The sequence below is a fragment of the Lactobacillus gigeriorum DSM 23908 = CRBIP 24.85 genome (assembly GCF_000296855.1).
In the GTDB taxonomy this organism is placed as follows: domain Bacteria; phylum Bacillota; class Bacilli; order Lactobacillales; family Lactobacillaceae; genus Lactobacillus; species Lactobacillus gigeriorum.
The window spans coordinates 1-17,466 of sequence record NZ_CAKC01000039.1; the positions used below are offsets into that span (position 1 = coordinate 1).

At 38.0% G+C, this 17,466-nt stretch carries 15 protein-coding genes and 1 tRNA gene; 4 read left to right on the top strand and 12 right to left on the bottom strand.

The annotated features are described in order from the left end of the window. The first annotated feature begins 213 nt into the window (after positions 1-213). Positions 214-789, top strand: coding sequence for an Rpn family recombination-promoting nuclease/putative transposase (locus tag BN52_RS10375; protein ID WP_008472899.1), 576 nt, complete (start codon positions 214-216; stop codon positions 787-789). 60 nt (positions 790-849) lie between these two features. After that, positions 850-1,026 (top strand): hypothetical protein, encoded by a 177-nt coding sequence (locus BN52_RS10380; RefSeq protein WP_008472900.1) that lies wholly within the window; start codon positions 850-852, stop codon positions 1,024-1,026. A gap of 241 nt (positions 1,027-1,267) precedes the next feature. Here BN52_RS10380 and rlmD read toward each other — a convergent pair whose 3' ends face one another. Then, positions 1,268-2,617, bottom strand: a complete 1,350-nt coding sequence (gene rlmD, locus BN52_RS03790) for a 23S rRNA (uracil(1939)-C(5))-methyltransferase RlmD (RefSeq protein WP_008472902.1) — start codon at positions 2,615-2,617, stop codon at positions 1,268-1,270. Positions 2,618-3,035: 418 nt separating this feature from the next. Here rlmD and nhaC point away from each other — a divergent pair, with 418 nt between their 5' ends. Together nhaC and BN52_RS03800 are read left to right on the top strand one after the other, a co-directional pair. Next, positions 3,036-4,418 (top strand): Na+/H+ antiporter NhaC, encoded by a 1,383-nt coding sequence (gene nhaC / locus BN52_RS03795; RefSeq protein WP_008472903.1) that lies wholly within the window; start codon positions 3,036-3,038, stop codon positions 4,416-4,418. A 93-nt stretch (positions 4,419-4,511) separates the two neighbouring features. Continuing rightward, the gene (locus tag BN52_RS03800) at positions 4,512-5,222 is read left to right on the top strand and encodes a Bax inhibitor-1/YccA family protein (protein WP_008472904.1); all 711 of its coding nucleotides are present in this window, start codon (positions 4,512-4,514) and stop codon (positions 5,220-5,222) included. Positions 5,223-5,293: 71 nt separating this feature from the next. On the opposite strand, the gene BN52_RS03805 is transcribed toward BN52_RS03800, so the two are convergent. From BN52_RS03805 to BN52_RS03860, 11 genes are all read right to left on the bottom strand, one after another. Then, positions 5,294-6,214 (bottom strand): diacylglycerol kinase family lipid kinase, encoded by a 921-nt coding sequence (locus BN52_RS03805; protein WP_008472905.1) that lies wholly within the window; start codon positions 6,212-6,214, stop codon positions 5,294-5,296. A gap of 24 nt (positions 6,215-6,238) precedes the next feature. Next, positions 6,239-7,669: an Asp-tRNA(Asn)/Glu-tRNA(Gln) amidotransferase subunit GatB gene (gatB, locus tag BN52_RS03810; protein ID WP_008472906.1), complete on the bottom strand. Its 1,431-nt coding sequence runs from the start codon at positions 7,667-7,669 to the stop codon at positions 6,239-6,241. 4 nt (positions 7,670-7,673) lie between these two features. Beyond that, a complete protein-coding gene (gene gatA, locus BN52_RS03815; protein WP_008472907.1) occupies positions 7,674-9,116 on the bottom strand; it encodes an Asp-tRNA(Asn)/Glu-tRNA(Gln) amidotransferase subunit GatA in 1,443 nt (480 codons plus the stop codon). After that, entirely contained in the window at positions 9,116-9,418 is a 303-nt protein-coding gene (gene gatC, locus BN52_RS03820) for an Asp-tRNA(Asn)/Glu-tRNA(Gln) amidotransferase subunit GatC (RefSeq protein WP_008472909.1), read from the bottom strand. The genes gatA and gatC overlap by 1 nt, the downstream gene beginning before the upstream one ends. Before the next feature lie 11 nt (positions 9,419-9,429). Next, on the bottom strand, positions 9,430-10,569 hold the full coding sequence (locus tag BN52_RS03825) for a CamS family sex pheromone protein (protein WP_040473365.1): 1,140 nt from the start codon (positions 10,567-10,569) through the stop codon (positions 9,430-9,432). Between the two features lies 1 nt (position 10,570). Then, positions 10,571-12,580 (bottom strand): NAD-dependent DNA ligase LigA, encoded by a 2,010-nt coding sequence (ligA, locus tag BN52_RS03830; RefSeq protein WP_008472912.1) that lies wholly within the window; start codon positions 12,578-12,580, stop codon positions 10,571-10,573. 43 nt (positions 12,581-12,623) lie between these two features. Continuing rightward, positions 12,624-14,867, bottom strand: a complete 2,244-nt coding sequence (gene pcrA / locus BN52_RS03835; RefSeq protein WP_008472913.1) for a DNA helicase PcrA — start codon at positions 14,865-14,867, stop codon at positions 12,624-12,626. Positions 14,868-15,050: 183 nt separating this feature from the next. Beyond that, positions 15,051-15,614, bottom strand: coding sequence for a hypothetical protein (locus BN52_RS03840; protein WP_156640962.1), 564 nt, complete (start codon positions 15,612-15,614; stop codon positions 15,051-15,053). A gap of 555 nt (positions 15,615-16,169) precedes the next feature. Then, entirely contained in the window at positions 16,170-16,814 is a 645-nt protein-coding gene (locus tag BN52_RS03850; RefSeq protein WP_008472915.1) for a glycoside hydrolase family 73 protein, read from the bottom strand. Positions 16,815-16,869: 55 nt separating this feature from the next. Then, positions 16,870-16,954, bottom strand: a tRNA-Leu gene (locus BN52_RS03855). A 52-nt stretch (positions 16,955-17,006) separates the two neighbouring features. Further along, a complete protein-coding gene (locus BN52_RS03860; protein WP_008472916.1) occupies positions 17,007-17,465 on the bottom strand; it encodes a SprT family protein in 459 nt (152 codons plus the stop codon). Position 17,466 lies beyond the last annotated feature (1 nt).

A 17,466-nucleotide genomic window follows, 5' to 3' on the forward strand; every position in this document is an offset into this window, starting at 1 on the left:
ATAGACACGAGCTTATTTGTCGTACATTCAAAATAAATAAATCGCCCCTAATTTTACTCAACAAAAGAAATATCAGTAAAAAATACAACTAAATCCCTTATCAGGCTTGACATTACGTAGAAAAGTGCTAGGGAGACATTCCGTCGAATGAATCCCTAACACTAGGTTAGTATGTTTTTTCTCTCAAATCTACAATTACGAGGAGGTAACTTCATGGATTATGAAGTCCCAAAGGAATTCGGCTTTACCGAAGATAAGATCTTTGGTTGGGTCATGGAAAACGAGGAGTTTTGCTTGTACGTTTTACGAATCATCCTTCCCTTTTTGGAAATCAAGGAGATCGTAGAGTTTAACAAGCAGGATTCGCTAGGCAATGATCAGCGGGAATCTAAAGATATCAGACTTGACATCAAAGTGGTTGATAAGAATGGTCGCATCTTTGATATTGAAATGCAAACATCGCCAAGCAAGTACTTAGGTCGCCGTTTGAGATATTACCAATCAACGATCGATGGAGCTAAGGTGTTAAAGCCAGGTCATGACTACTCTGAGCTTCCTGATACCTTTATTATCTTCTTATGTTCGTTTGATCCGTCTGAAGCTTTTTCAAAAGTTGACAATCGTGCCGTCCATTTCTTCAAAACGATTGATACGAAAGACCATGCGTTAGAGTTGAATGACGGCGCTACTAAGGTTATCATTAACTCAAAAGGCGACTTTACTGGTGAAAGCGCAGAACTTAAAGAACTAGCGAAGCTGATGAACGATGAAGAAGTTAGTCTAAATTAACACTTCATTTGGGCTCAAAAACGAATCAAGGAACTTAATCAAGACAGGAGATCAGATATCATGGACTACGAAATGAAGATGATGGACCGAGAAATCTACGGTCGCGAGATTGGTGAGAAGGTAGCTGAAAAAAGAGAGCGTCTTGCAGGAGTTAAAAAACTGATTGCTACAATAAGAAGTTTTACTGCTGATGAAGATGTTATCTTTAACAAAGTAAAAGAACAATATGGCCGATGAAATAAAACAATTCATCGCAGAAGCTAAAAACGATTCTTTACAAGAAGCCTGGCTACATCCTACTTTTACAAGAACGGGTAAATGCCCGTTTTTTTGATGTGTTGATTGAAACAACTTCTAAGACTGGTAAACAATGCTCTCAGTACATAAGTAAAAAGTGTATCTATCTGTGGAAAATGGTCACAAAAAGATACACATTTTTTTATTTTATAAACGCCGGAACGACGATATTTATGACATCCTACTTTTTACGTTCCAGCACCGTTACACTTTCAACATGTGGCGTCTGAGGAAACATGTCGACTGGCGTGATCTCATGGAAATCGTAGCCCAAATCCATGAACATCTGCAAATCTCTTACCTGTGTGGCTGGATTACATGAAATGTAGACTACTTTTTTAGGCTGAGTTGCTACGGCTGCCTTAATAAATTCTTCCGTCAATCCTTTTCTTGGTGGATCAACAAATATTACATCAGTTTGTAAGCCAGATTCAGCCCATTTTGGCATGATTTCTTCTGCCTTACCGGTAACATAGCTTGCATTATGAATTTGATTCAACTGTGCATTGGCATTGGCATCCCTCACAGCATCATCAATAATCTCTATTCCCCGAACTTCTTTTACGTGTTTGGCCACACTCAAGCCGATCGTACCAATACCAGAATAGGCATCGATTACGACATCAGAAGGTTTCAGATCTGCCTGCTTGATTGCTAAATCGTATAACCGTGGCGTCTGCAAGGAATTGATTTGGAAAAAGCTCTTTGGAGAAATAGAAAAACTAATATCTCCAATTTTATCCACAATTTGCGCTTTACCTGCCAATAAATAATCATGTTTGCCCAAAATCACATTGGTTTTCTGTGGATTATGATTTAAAACGACGCTAACTACTCCCGAAATTTGACTAATGGCTTTAGCTAATTTACGCAATTGTGGAAAATCCTTGTGCAAACAAATCAAAATCACCATGATTTCCCCAGTAGCTCGACTTCTTCTTACCTCAAGATAGCGGACTTCACCTTTATGATGCAGTTCATCATAAGCTGGCACCTTCATTTCACGCAATAAATCTCTCACTGCTAATAGCACGCGATCAATCTCTGGATCGGTTGTAAAAAAGTTCTCCAATGGTACCAAATCATGAGAATGCTTTCTAAAAAAGCCGATTTCTAACTTCCCACTTACCATTCTAACTGGTACTTGGGCTTTGTTACGATAACCAATTTCCTTTGGACTAGCCACTGTTTCATTAACTTTAATACTATCTAGATGCGCTTTTTTCAATAAATTCACAACCTGCATCCGTTTGAATGCTAATTGTTTTTGATAAGTTAAGTGGGCTAATGAAGCTAGTCCTGTCTGTACCCATTGGTTCAACTTGACACTGATTCGATCAGGACTTGGAGTAAGGATTTTTTCAATCTTAGCAAAAGCAAAATTCTTTTTTACTTTTAAAATTTTTGCCTTAACCATCTCACCAGGAAGAGCGTTATTGACAAAAACCGTCAAGCCATCAAGGTGGGCTACCCCCATCGCCTCATAAGACAGGTCAGTAATTTCTAATTCTACTAGTTGATTTTTTTGCATTTGATCACCTAAAATTTCTTCGTTTTTCTTACTAGTAAAAATTGTATAATTAACCGGCGCTAATTACCAGAACTAAACGTTTTCGCCGATTTTACAAAGAAGAGAATTTTATTTTCATTAAAAAATTATTTGCAAAATAGTTGACAGTCACTGTATTGATTGATAACATACTGATCAACAACAAACGATTCAGTAGTTGCTTCGTTAAGCGTTCAGAGATCTGGTGGTTAGTGCGAACCAGTCAGGCGAAGTCAATGAATTACAACGTTTCCTAATTTTTGTTCGGATAACTAAGCAGAACCGTTATCATCTGACTAAAGATAAACTTTTACAGTTTAAACTTGGGTGGTACCACGGTTATCAATCGTCCCGTTGACTTTTTTAGTCAACGGGCTTTTTCTTTTTTGGAGGTTTTTTCATGAAACAAAAGCGGGTCTCATTTGGTGAAGCGATCACCATTTTAGCAATATTATTAATTATCTTGGGTACAGCAGTTATCAAGTTTGCCCTTTCCCCAGAAGTGCCAGTATTATTTACAGTTTTATTATTAAGTTTTTGGGCAAGGTTCCGGGGATTTACCTGGAACGATGTTCAAGATGGTATTAAAGAAGGAATCAATGTTGCCATCATCCCGATCTTTATCTTTATTCTAATTGGTTCATTAATTGGGCTTTGGATTCAAGCAGGCATTATTCCCTCAATTATGGTCCTCGGCTTTAAGTTGATCAATGGTAGTTTCTTCGTTCCTTCAGTTTTCATTGTTTGTGCAATCGTCGGTAGTGCGATCGGTAGTGGTTTTACCACGATTTCTACTGTAGGAATTGCTTTATTCGGTATTGGCGCTAGCATGAATGCCAATCCTGCTTTAGTTGCAGGAGCAATCGTTTCAGGGGCAGTTTTTGGTGATAAAATGTCCCCACTATCAGACTCAACCAACCTTTCTTCCGCAATTGCTGAAAGTGAACTTTTCGCTCATATTAAAAATATGATGTGGTCAACAATTCCTGCTTTTCTTGTATCCTTACTTTTGTTCTGGATCTTAGGTAATAGTGGTCAAATGAATATGGGAAAGATCAGCCATACGGTTGCTGTCCTATCTGCTAATTTCAGCATTACCTGGTGGGCAGTAATTCCGGTATTGTTAATGCTAATTTGCTCCTGGAAAAAGGTTCCAGCTATTCCAACGCTATTTATCAACATTGTAGCTACTGTAATTATGATTTTTATCGAAAAACCTGGTTACTCAGTTGCAGACTTAAACGGTCTAATTATGACTGGTTTCGTAGCCCAAACCAATGATGCTACGGTTAATGCTCTTTTAACTCGTGGTGGAATTAGTAACATGATGGGAACAGTAGCTCTGATTATTTCAACGCTCTCTCTTGGTGGTATGTTAATGAAATTTGGCGTCGTTCAAAATGCCATGGCACCACTTGTAAAACATTTGAGAAAACCGGGTAGATTAATTACTGCTACAATTCTTTCTGGAATTTCGATCAATCTTTTTGTTGGTGAACAATACCTTTCTGTTATCCTACCTGGACAAGCTTTTAAACCTGCCTTTAAACAAGTTGGCTTAGCACCTCTAGCTCTTAGTCGTGTGCTTGAAGATGGGGGAAGCGTCATTAACTACTTAATTCCTTGGGGCGTTGCTGGTTCCTTTGCCGCTTCAACACTTGGAGTTCCAGTGTTATCCTTCTTGCCATTTGCTTTCTTTAGTCTCTTATCCCCTGTCTTCTCAATTTTAAGTGGGATTACTGGTATTGGCCTTAAATGGAACAATGGTCTTCATAAAAAGTAAATTTTTGCTAAATCTGAGTGCCAAATTTTAACCTTCGTTATTTTTGTGATACGATATCTAATAAACATATAAACAACGAAAGGAAAATAATTTATGAACAATTTTTCTGAATATAATCGTCGTCCTATCAACGATGTTGTCAGTGTTAATCGCTTTTTAACTAAGACATATGGGATGATGGCTCTAGCAGTTTTTGTTTCAGCACTCACTGCTTTCTTAGGAACTACGGTATTCCAAAGTGCTTTAATCGCACTCTTCAGCAATCCGGCTTCTAGCCTGATTTTATTATTCTTACCAATCGGTTTAACATTTGGTATTAGCTTTAGTGCTACTAGAAATTCAACCGCCAGTTTTATTATGTTAATGTTAATCGCCGTTTCTTATGGATTAGTCTTTGGCATTATTGCGATGGCTTACACTGGTGCAACTCTAGCAACAGCTTTCTTATCTGCAAGTGCTGTTTTCGTAGCTATGGCTGTATATGGTACAACTACTAAGCGTGATCTTTCAAACATTGGATCATACGCCTTTGCTGCCTTGATTGGATTATTGGTTGCTACTATCGTTAACATGTTCTTGCGCAATCCAATGGTAACTTATATCTTTTCATACATTGGCGTTATCATCTTTACCGCATTAACTGCATGGGATGCTCAAAAGATGAAGCAAATCTATGCTAACTTTGCTGATCAAAATACTGAGATGGGCTTAGCTGTAGCTGGAGCTTTGCAACTCTACTTAGACTTCATCAACATCTTTATGTACTTCTTACAAATCTTTGGTATGGGCGATAACCGTAATTAAAAAACAAAATGGTTGTATCTAAAAAAGGAATTGACCAACGTCAATTCCTTTTTATTATGCCTATTTAATTGTTAAGCACCAACATAAAACTCAATGTGTTGTTGGAGATTCTCCAAAGTTACAGGACAATAGCCTCCAATTTCACCATCTAAGTTTACTGGTAAGTCATTACCTTTACTTGAACCAATCAATTCAGCTTTTAGACTTCTTGTCTTAGTATAAATGATATTAGGATCATCAACATGACGACCATTTAAAGCTAAAGCCATCAATTTCAACAAATTGCCTGGATCGGCCGGTTTTACTACGATCAATTGGAAAAGTCCATCGCTCAATTGGGCATCAGGCATAATTTGCTCAAATCCACCAATTGAATTAGTCATACCCAATAAGAACATTGATAACTTACCTTCATAAACGCCTTCATCAAAGGTCAACCGCATTTTATTTTCAGACAAATGTGGCAACATTTCTGCACCTTTGATCAGATAAGCAGCATATCCTAAAGCTGACTTAATTTCTGATGGTACGCCATAGGTCAATTCAGTTAGTGAGCCACTAGCAGCAATATTAACGAAGTATTGCTCTTTTTCGCCAAAGACAGCTTTTCCAATATCCATCTTTCTGCACTTATTCTTGAGAATGACTTCCGCTGCCCCTTTGATATCATCACGTGGAATTCCTAAAGCTCTTGCATAATCATTAGTTGTTCCCGCAGGAATAATCGCCATTTTGGGACGATCTTCCAAAAAAGCAATACCATTAACTACTTCATTGATAGTCCCATCGCCACCTGCAGCAACAATTAAGTCGAAACCTTCCTCAGCTGCTCTAGTAGCTTCTGATTTAGCGCTATTCTTTTCTGGAGTTGTCCGATATGCACTTGCTTCGTATCCAGCACGTTCAAGTATATCGAGGATATCAGCTACATTCTTGGGCATTTGCTCATGTCCAGAAACCGGATTATAGATTAATCTAGCTTTCTTTGTCATAACACTACTACCTTAACTTACTCTTTAGCGACTTGCTAATTCTTGATTCAATAACTTGTTTACTACTACAGGGTTGGCCTTACCACGAGTTTGCTTCATAATTTGACCAACTAAGAAACCAATTGCACGATCCTTACCATTCTTAAAGTCTTCAACTGATTGCGGATTGTTATCCACAATTTCCTTAACCATCGGTTCAAGAACTGAAAGATCTGAAAGTTGAACCATACCTTTTTCTTCAACAAACTTCTTAGGATCAGTGCCATTTTCAATAGTTTCAGCAAAGACCTTCTTGGCAATCTTGGATGAAATAGTACCATCCTTGATCAACTTGATCATTTCTGCTAAGTGTTCAGGAGTTAACTTAACATCTGCTAAAGCTACACGATGATCATTCAAGTAACCGTTAACTTGCGTATTCATCCAGTTAGCAGCTAATTGAGGATCAGCACCTGCAGCTACAGCACCATCAAAGAAGTCTGAACTTTCCTTAGTTTGCAACAAAACATTAGCATCGTATGGCTTCAAACCAAACTTGTTTACGTAATCGTCATAACGTTCTGCTGCTGATTTAGGCAAAGTCTTGGCAATTTCATCGATCCATTCTTGAGAAATGTGATCAGGCGCAATATCTGGTTCTGGGAAGTAACGGTAATCTGAAGCACCTTCCTTAACACGTTCAAGGACGGTCTTACCACTTGCTTCATCAAAACGACGGGTTGAAAGTTGAATTTGACCACCTGAAAGCAACACTTGTTGTTGACGCTTTTCTTCGTAAGCCAAAGATAAACGAACGTGTTCAAATGAGTTCAAGTTCTTCATTTCAACCTTAGTACCGAGTTCTTTTTGACCGGCAGGACGGATAGAAATGTTGGTATCAACACGCATTGAACCTTCTTCCATCTTAACGTCAGAAGCTCCAGTAAATTGTACGATCTTACGCAACTTTTCAAGGTAAGCATAAGCTTCATCTGGGTCTTCCATATCAGGTTCAGAAACAACTTCCAGCAATGGTACACCCTGACGGTTCAAATCAACGTATGAATAACCATTAGTTCCGTGAGTGTTCTTACCAGCATCTTCTTCAATGTGCATTTCGTGAATTCCAATGCGCTTCTTCTTGCCGTGAACTTCAATTTCAACATAACCATCACGAGCTAATGGTTGGAAGAACTGGGTAATTTGATAAGCCTTTGGGTTATCAGGGTAGTAGTAATTCTTACGGTCAAAATGAGTAGTTGGCAAAATATGTGCATGTGTTGCCAAAGCTACCATAATTCCTAAACGATATACATCCTTGTTGACCATTGGCAAAACGCCAGGCATTCCCCAGTCAATTACGTTGGTGGCAGTGTTAGGCTTGGCACCATAAGTTACTGGTGAAGGCGAGAAAATCTTACTCTTAGTCTTTAATTCGAAGTGGACTTCTAGTCCGATAGTCGATTTAAAATTCATTCAATTAATCCTCCATTCCAGCAGGTGTTTTTTCATAGAATTTGTTTTCACGTTCAATAAAGTCAGCAACTCTGAAGATGCTACCTTCATCAAAACGTTTAGCCATAATTTGGAAACCAACAGGCATACCATTTGCCAAACCAGCAGGTACACTAGCAGCAGGAATACCAGCTAAGTTAGCAGAAATTGTTAAGATATCATTGTTGTACATCTTAATTGGATCAGAAATTTCTGTACCAATACCAAAAGCAGTTGTGGTAGTAACTGGTCCAACAATTACATCATTTTCAGCAAAGACCTTGTCGAAATCATTGCAGATCAAGGTTCTTACCTTAGCAGCTTGTCTAAAGAATTTATCGTATGAACCAGCTGAAAGTGCGAATGAACCTAACATGATACGACGCTTAACTTCTTCACCGAAACCTTCAGAACGAGACTTAACATAAATATCCAATAAGTTCTTAGTATCCTTAGCACGGTAACCATAACGAATACCATCAAAACGTTGTAAGTTTGATGATGCTTCACTTGAAGCAATGATGTAGTAAGTTGGAACAACGTACTTAGTGTGTGGCAAAGATACCTTATTGATAATCGCACCGTTAGCTTCAAGCATATCAATTTGCGCTTGAACAACTTCGCGAACTTCTGCATCAACAGCATCACTCATATATTCTTCTGGAACAGCTACCTTAAGACCCTTGACATCTTGTCCTAAGAACTTAGTAAAGTCAGGTACTTCACGAGTTGATACTGTAGAATCATGGTCATCAGCACCACTAATAACGTTCATAACCTCTGCAGAGTCCTTAACCCGCTTAGTCATAACACCGATTTGATCCAAAGATGAACCAAAAGCAATCAAACCCCAACGAGAAACACGGCCATAAGTTGGCTTAATTCCAAAAATACCATTGAACGAAGCTGGTTGTCTAATTGAACCACCGGTATCTGAACCAAGAGCAGCAACAATTTGACCACTTGCTACAGCAGCTGCTGAACCACCCGAAGAACCACCAGGTACTTTATCCAAGTTCCATGGATTGTGAGTTGCGCCAAAGTATGAGTGTTCAGTTGATGAACCCATGGCAAATTCATCCATGTTTGTCTTACCAACTAAAGTAGCTTGAGCAGCCTTCAACTTACTTACAACAGTTGCATCGTACATTGGAATAAAGTTATCCAAAATGTGACTGGCAGCTGTAGTCTTTACGCCATCAGTAATAATGTTATCCTTAATCGCAATTGGAATACCTGCCAACTTATTCTTAGCAAAATCTAAGTTTTCAGCTGGCTTAACGTCTTCGTCAACTGTAATCCATGCGTTTAACTTCTTGTCAGTTTCTTTGATATTAGCAATCGTATCTTCAGTTAATTGTTCTGCGCTAATTTCTCCACTAGCAAGTTTCTTGTTTAATGAGTCAATCGTTTCATTTAAGTAATTCATTACTCGTTTTCATCCTTCTCAATAATTACCGGTACCTTAATGAAGCCATTTGCTTGATCTGGAACATTCTTCATAAGTTCATCTTTTGTTTGCCAGTGTTCTGCTTTATCTTCTCTAAAAACAGTATCACGGTCAACAACTTGTACAGTTTCTTCAACACCTTCAGTGTCAACTGTTGACAATTGGTTGGCCATATTGATAATTGAATCCATTTCTGCAGTAAACTTACCGATCTCATTGTCGCCGAACTCTAATCTTGAAAGTTCAGCAACGTGTCTGATCGTATCTTCTGTAATCTTCAAAGAAAATCCTCCTATTCGCCACCATAAATATGTACTTGATAATCGCTGTCGGCTGCCTCTTTAGCTACCAAGGCCTGAACATCATCAACTGAGCCGATCTTGATCTCAACCGCCGTATCGCTTGGCAAATACTTTTTGGCAGTTGATTGTACCAAGCGAGTAAAGCTTTGAATCTGTTCATAGCCATAAAACTGCGTTGTAATCGAAATATTCTCTTGTACTAATTTACCATTTTCATACCGTAAATTGCCAATTACCCCACTAATATTAGGGAAATAATTCTGAATTGCAGTTTTAAAACTGTTAAAACCAGATGCATCGTTACTATTTACAGCTTTAGCTCCACCAATAGTTGGCAAAACTTGCCATTTTACCGACATTGATTCCCATTTAGCTATTTTACTACTATTAGCGCCTGCTGTCCCATAGGCAAAATAAGATCCACCAACTAATGAATCTTTACTGGTTTTCGAAAATAATCCTACAGTAATTGGAATATTTTTTAAAGCCTTTTTCTTACGCAAATTAGCAATAATCTTTTCTGCCATTGCCATTCCCTGCGCTTTTTGCGTTGCGCGTGAAATACTTTGTTGATATTGTGGACCGTCTTTAACCTTTTGATAGTAGTCAACTGAATTCATGGCTAAACCAATACTGATACCACCAATTTTGTAATTCGAACCGGAACCAGTCAGATAATCTTGCTCTAAAATTTCTTCTAGATAGTATGGATGATAATTTTTCTTGGTTCCTAAAACTGGATTCAAGCCATTGGGATTCGTCTTTGACTTTCGCATCAACCAATCAATTACGGTACTGCGATCTAAATATTGTCCCTCTTGAAAAACATAATTATTTGGTGAGTATACATTCTTAGAAATTTGTACTAAGCCACGTTCCAGTTCACGACCATCAACCGAATTATCATTGTTAGTAGCTGTCAAGCCTGAAATGGGACTGGTGACATATCTACCATTTTTTAATAATACTGTATAACCATTTTTTCCAGTATTAGTTGTTTGATAAGTTTTCGTTCTAGTACTTGAAGTGGTAGTCGCATTGTTTGCTAAACTGGAATTTTTTAAATTTCCACAAGCACTCAATATTAAACCCGCACCTGCTACAACTAGAAGTTTCCAAGTTTTTTTCAAATTACTCGTTCCTTTGATCAATTTTGGCAATTGCTTCTTCTTCAGTTAATAAAGAAATCCCCAATGATTCTGCCTTAGTATACTTCGAACCGGCATCTTCACCATAAATCACATAATCAGTTTTCTTTGAAACTGAGCCTGTAACTTTAGCGCCTAAAGCCTGCAATTTCTTAGTGAACTCACTTCTAGAATAGTGAGCAAGCTTACCAGTAAGAACTACCGTCTTTTCTTTAAAGAAGTTATCCGGAGCTTGTTCAGGCTCTTCAGCACCCAAGTAGTTCATATTCAAGCCACTTGCCGTTAAATCAGCAATCAACTTTTGAACTTCTTCTTGCGCAAAATATGCCGTCATTGATTCAGCAATCGTCATTCCTATTGTATCGATTGCTGACAAGTCTTGCACGGTCAAAGTCATAATCTTTGCCATATTTTTATACTTTTGTGCAATCAATCTAGCAGCTTTTGCCCCTACATGATCAATTCCCAAACCAGTAAGCAATAATTCCACTGAATTATTCTTAGAATTATTAAGCGCCGTTAACAAATTGGTTATCGCCTTATCTTTAAAATGATCTAATTGTGCAAGATCATCGGCAGTTAAATGATATAAATCCGCTACGTTGTTAACCAAACCTTTAGCAATCAGTTGCTTAACAATCTTTGGTCCTAAGCCATTAATATTCATGGCTGGTCTTGAAGCAAAGTGGATGATGCCCTCTTCGATCTGTGCTGGGCATGATGGATTAATGCACCGCAAAGCAACTTCATCTTCCAAATGAACCAATTCTTGTCCACATGATGGACATGCGGTTGGAATTACATAGCTTACAGAATCTTTAGGGCGCTTGGCCAAAACAACTTCTGAAATTTCAGGGATAATATCCCCAGCTTTGTGCAATTTTACTGTATCGCCAACACGAACGTCCTTTTGTCTCAATAAATCAGGATTGTGCAAAACAGCACGAGATACCGTTGTACCCGCAAGCTGAACTGGATCCATTACTGCTGTAGGAGTTACTACCCCAGTACGACCAACAGTCCACTCAATTTGACGAACAACAGTTTCTTGTTCTTCTGGAGGGAATTTGTAGGCAATTTCCCATCTTGGTACCTTAACGGTATTACCTAATTGAGCCTGCAAACTCAGATCATCAACTTTTAAAACAATACCATCAATGCCATATGTTAAGCTATTGCGTTTTTCAGTATACTCATCGATAAATGCGAAAACTTCATCCACGGTTTTCAACCGCCGACCAGTTTCATTGGTATGGAAACCTAATTTAGCCATTGCTTCAATTGCTTGATGTTGACTTGTAATCTCTTCTGGTGGATTGACCCAAGTATAAATAAAAGTACTTAATTGTCGCTTCTTTGTAACCTTAGCATCGAGCTGACGCAGAGAACCAGCAGCTGCATTACGTGGATTGGCAAAAGCTGGCAAGCCACTTTCATCACGTTCCTTATTGAGCTTAACAAAAGCTTCCTTGCCCATATAGCACTCACCACGAACTTCAGTTGTCAAAGGTTCAGGTAATTGTTGCGGAATATCGCTAATATATTTGGCATTAGCAGTCACATCTTCACCAACAGTACCATTGCCTCGCGTAGAAGCCCTAACTAATTTTCCAGCTTCATACTCAAGTGACAGTGACAAGCCGTCAATTTTTAATTCGACATTATAAACTACCGGATGCCCGACTAATTTTTGCATTCGTTCATCAAACTCACGCAATTCATCTTTGGAGAAAACATCCCCCATCGATAACATAGGAATTTCGTGACTAACTTTGGTAAATTCTGTATCAATCTGACCACCAACGCGCTGAGTAATTGAATCAGCAGTTACCAAATCAGGAAAAGCCTGTTCAAGTTCAACTAAACGCGCATACTTCTGGTCATAAAGATAATCTTCTACTTCAGGAGCATCTTTACTGTAATAAGCTTCAGCCCATTCATCTAATTGTGAACGAAGCTCTTGTATCTCCTTTTCTGCTTGTTTCTTTTCCATTTTTAACCTCTGATAAACCAACTATCGACAATCTTCTTTTATATTATACCTTTTTAATTGGTGCAAAGGCAGCTAGCAAGCGTTTTTTACCTTTTTCCGCAAAAGCGATGTCAAGTTCCATGTCCTCGCCTTCGCCACTAACTTTAATGACTACTCCATTGCCCCAGGCTTTATGGATAACTTGATCACCTACATGCCAGCCTTCTTTTTCAGCTCCAACAGCACCAGCTGCTTTCTTAGCCTTAGTGAAGACTTGCCCGCGAGCATGATCGGAAGTCTGCGCAAACGATGCCGTTTCAACATTGAATTGACTTCTAGTAATCACATTGCCAGCATTTGGATTTTCTACCTTAAGATCCGCTTCATTAATTTCTTCCAAAAAACGTGATGGCATATTAGTCTGGGATTTTCCATACATCATACGATAAAACGCATTGGTCAAATATAATTCTTCGCGAGCACGAGTAATTCCCACATATGCCAATCGACGCTCTTCTTCGATTTGACCATCATCCATTAACGAACGTGATAGTGGGAAAATTCCTTCTTCCATTCCAATTAAAAAGACTACTGGGAACTCCAAGCCCTTAGCAGCATGCAAGGTCATTAAAGCGACTTTATTATCATCTTCAATATCATCTTGATCGCTAAGAAGCGAAACTTCTGCTAAGAAATCATTCAAAGCAACCGCATCGTCTTCTTCTGGTTCATACTTTTCATCGAAGTTTTTGGTAACAGACATGAATTCGTCCAAGTTTTCAAGACGGGTATCAGCTTCAATCGTATGCTCATTATGTAAAGCATCAGTATAACCAAAATCAGCTAAAATCTTCTCAGTTAAACCGGTAACGGTGTGCTCTTGAGCATAGGCGATTGCATCATGTAGCTTAAGCGCAAAATCTTTTAGCTTATGAGCCGTACGCGTAGCAATCGTTGAAAGCTCCACATTATCCATTGCTTCAATAATCGAATAGTGATGTTCATCGGCAAATGCAAGTAATTTATCAACTGTTGCTGCCCCAATTCCTCTCTTAGGCGTGTTGACAATCCGGTTAAAACTCATCGTATCAGCAGGATTGGCCACCAATTTGAGATAAGCCATAATATCCTTAATTTCCTTACGATCATAGAACTTATGACCACCAACAATTTGATAAGGAATATTGGCTTTGACGAAGCTTTCTTCGATCGTACGAGACTGTGAGTTGGTTCGGTATAAAATTGCAAAATCTTTATAGTTGCGTCCTTGATCACGAACTTCTTCTTGGATCTTGCCAATAATAAAGTGAGCCTCATCCTCACCGCTTTGAGCATGATAGTAATCTACCTTTTCTCCATCACCGGCATCGGTCCAGAGATTCTTTGCTTTGCGGTTACGATTGTTTTTGATCACTGAGTTAGCAGCTGCCAAAATATGTCCAGTTGAACGGTAGTTCTGTTCCAACTTAACGGTCTTAACATCAGCATCCTGATAATCATGCTCAAAATTCATGATGTTTTCCATATTGGCTCCACGCCAACCATAAATTGACTGATCGGCATCTCCAACTACACAGATATTTTTATACTGCTTAGCAAGTAAACGACACAATTCATATTGTGCTTCATTAGTATCCTGGTATTCATCTACCAAAATATATTTAAACTTATTTTGATAGTAGTGTAGGCAAGTTGGATCCTTTTTAAACAAAACCAAGGTTTGCATAATCAAATCATCAAAATCCATAATTTGGTCACGCGCCAAACGTCGTTGATATTCCCGATAAATCTTGGCAGTGGTTTTTTCAAATGGAGAGTTGGCCTGTGAATCAAAGTCTTCAGGCGTAAGCAAGGCATTCTTAGCATTAGAAATTGCCGATAGAACTCCACGTGGATCATAAATTTTAGGATTGATATTAAGATCTTTTTGAATATGTTTAACTAAGGTCAATTGCTCTGCCGAATCTGCAATGGAAAAGTTGCGACTATAGTTAATTTTATCTGCATCCCGACGCAAAATTCGCACACATAGAGCATGGAAAGTTGACATCCAAATACTTTCAGCAGCAGGGCCCAATAATTTTTGCTCACGTTCACGCATTTCATTGGCAGCTTTGTTGGTGAAGGTAATTGCAAGAATATTCCATGGTGCAACATTTTGTTCTTCTACCAAGTAAGCGATTCTTCTCGTCAAAACAGATGTTTTACCAGAACCAGCACCAGCTACAACCAATAATGGGCCTTCCGTAGTTTCAACGGCTTCTTTTTGTTGCGGATTTAATCCGGCTAATATTGCTTCTTTGCTCATTGACAATCCCCTTCACACAAAATTTATAGATTTGAACTTAACTATTATAGCAAAGAAAGCATTCTAAACTAAATAATGAATCGATTATTCCATTTATTTGTTATTCTTTTTGATTTGGGAAAGAAAAAAGCCAGAGCTAGTAAACTCTGACTAATTTTAATGCTTCATACTATTAACTGAAACTTAGGAAATATCTCTACCATTTACGAAATCTCCTCGGATGTAGAGAGTTAACACATAAATGAACAAAAACAACACATATACTATCCAAATCCAATTTCTAGCATCACCATAAGCTAGCGAAGCCAAAATCGTTGCCCCTAGCACAATCCAGCATATATTGGATACTCTATATTTTTTACTCAATGATTCCACTAATTTTCTGCTAAAAGTAGATGCTATTAGACCAATTGCTGCTATAACCAATAATATTAAATTAATTATTCCCATTGGAGTCAGTATTAAATCCGTTCCTTTACCCAATATAGCCAGACTACTAAGAACTATTGTTACCATAGCTGTACACAGAACATATAGACGATCTCTTATCATTTTTATTCCTCCACATAGTTTGTCATACACGTTACTTGCAAAATCTCTCGATTTATTTTTTATACGAGATGAAAAATAAAGCAACAATCCACAAGTTATTCCTACAAACAAATATATTCCAATCACCGTTGCTAAATTTAAATGCACTACTTCAATTATCTTACTTTTAAGCTGTAAGAATAGATCTATCGTCAAAATTATCCAGCAATGATGCAACCACTAACCGTTTTTGTCCATAGCATATCTTTGAAAAAAGTGTTTTCCATCATTACTGCCTCATAATACTTTCTTTCCCTTTCAACTCACAAAAATATATCGCCTATAAAGTTAAAAGTACAAATATCCAATCTATAAGATCTACTTCAAGCTGTTTAAAATAAGCTCTCCAAAAAGAGTTGTACTTTAACTTGATCCTTTTTCCTTTTCGAAAAGTGAAGACATAGTATTCTTTACTTTTCATATTCTTTATTGTTTGTGCAAAAGCAGTCAATATTAACATTAAAAAAATTACGAAAAGAATTATTGCTATCGTACCCATTACTACCTACTTGTTTCTAAATAACCAATACATGCTACTGACCCAGTCACTTGTTATCTACTTCAACTCACAAAATCATACTAGCACTGCATTTTCCTCTTTAGCCTAAAAATACCAATTTGGTCGATTTTTGAACCTATTTGGTATTTTTTACTGAAAAATGCATCCCCTAAGTGCAATATAAAAAAGCTGGCAAAAAACCAGCTCAAAAATTATTTATCATATTTATCTAAATTATATTCTTCAATCAATTTTATTAACTTATCCGCATAATCGGGATCCGTCGCATAGCCATCTTTAACTAAAGCTTGGGCCTGTTCTTGATAGGTTTTAGCAGCTAAAACATGCTGATATTGCTTATGATTCCAAGTAGTCCCATTCTGGAATAACCGAGCATGTGCACGAATCGACGCCTCATAGGAGTCATAAATTTGGAAGCGAGCTTTAACCGTAATCCATTTACCTTTGATATATTCCTTAGTTGACAACACAGCTGAAGTATTGGGATTGCTACCCTTTACTCCAAATAAATTATTGTACTTCTGTGACAAATCGCTTTGACCATAGTCGCTCTCCAAACAAGCCTGCGCAATAGTTATACTTGGCAAGAGATCGAAAGATTTATCAACTTCTTTGGCAATTGGTCCAATTTTAGCTATGAACTTCTTTCGCTGTTTGATTTGCTTTTCAAGCGCTTGTTGCCTTGCCAGTTGTTCTTGCCGAATTTGTTCGTTAAGTGCTGCCTGACGACGATAGTATCTAAAAGCAACAAAAGCAATCATCAAAATTACAATTAAAAGTACAGTTCGAAATATAATTGCTAGCTTATTTCCACGTTTTTTCTTTTTTCGTGCCATGTCTTTTTCCTTATAAAAATAAAAAAAAGTCGTTTTGCAACGACTTCCTCTGTAGTGCGGGCGAGAAGACTCGAACTTCCACGATCTAAAGCGACCACAAGATCCTTAGTCTTGCGCGTCTGCCATTCCGCCACGCCCGCGGTACCTAACTATATTACCTTAAAATCAAAGTTGATGCAAGCTTTTTTATAATTATTTTTGTTTTTTGATTAATTTCAATTTACCTGCACATTTACCACAGCGATACCTGCTAGTGTTCAACCGCCTTTTACGAGGATATTTTAATCCACAGTTGGTACATAAATACAGATAAGCAAAAGCTTTTTTCCGGCGCAAGCCAATATCCGGCGCATACCGACTACCTCCTACCTTAGCAAGTAAGGTGCGAAAACTAGCATCCCGATGGCGATAGCCCAATCCCAATAAGTGCAAATGATAGTGACATAATTCATGCTTAATGATTCCAATTAATGCTTGTCGATACTCTGGAACTAAAAAATGGGCATTAATTTCAAGATGATGATCATCCAAATGATATCGCCCACCTGTCGTTGTCATCCGCCGATTGATTTTAGCTTGATGTAAAAATGGTCGCTGAAAATAGTTAAGCGAAATTTGCTCAACTAATTGTTGGAGTTCAGCCTTAGACATG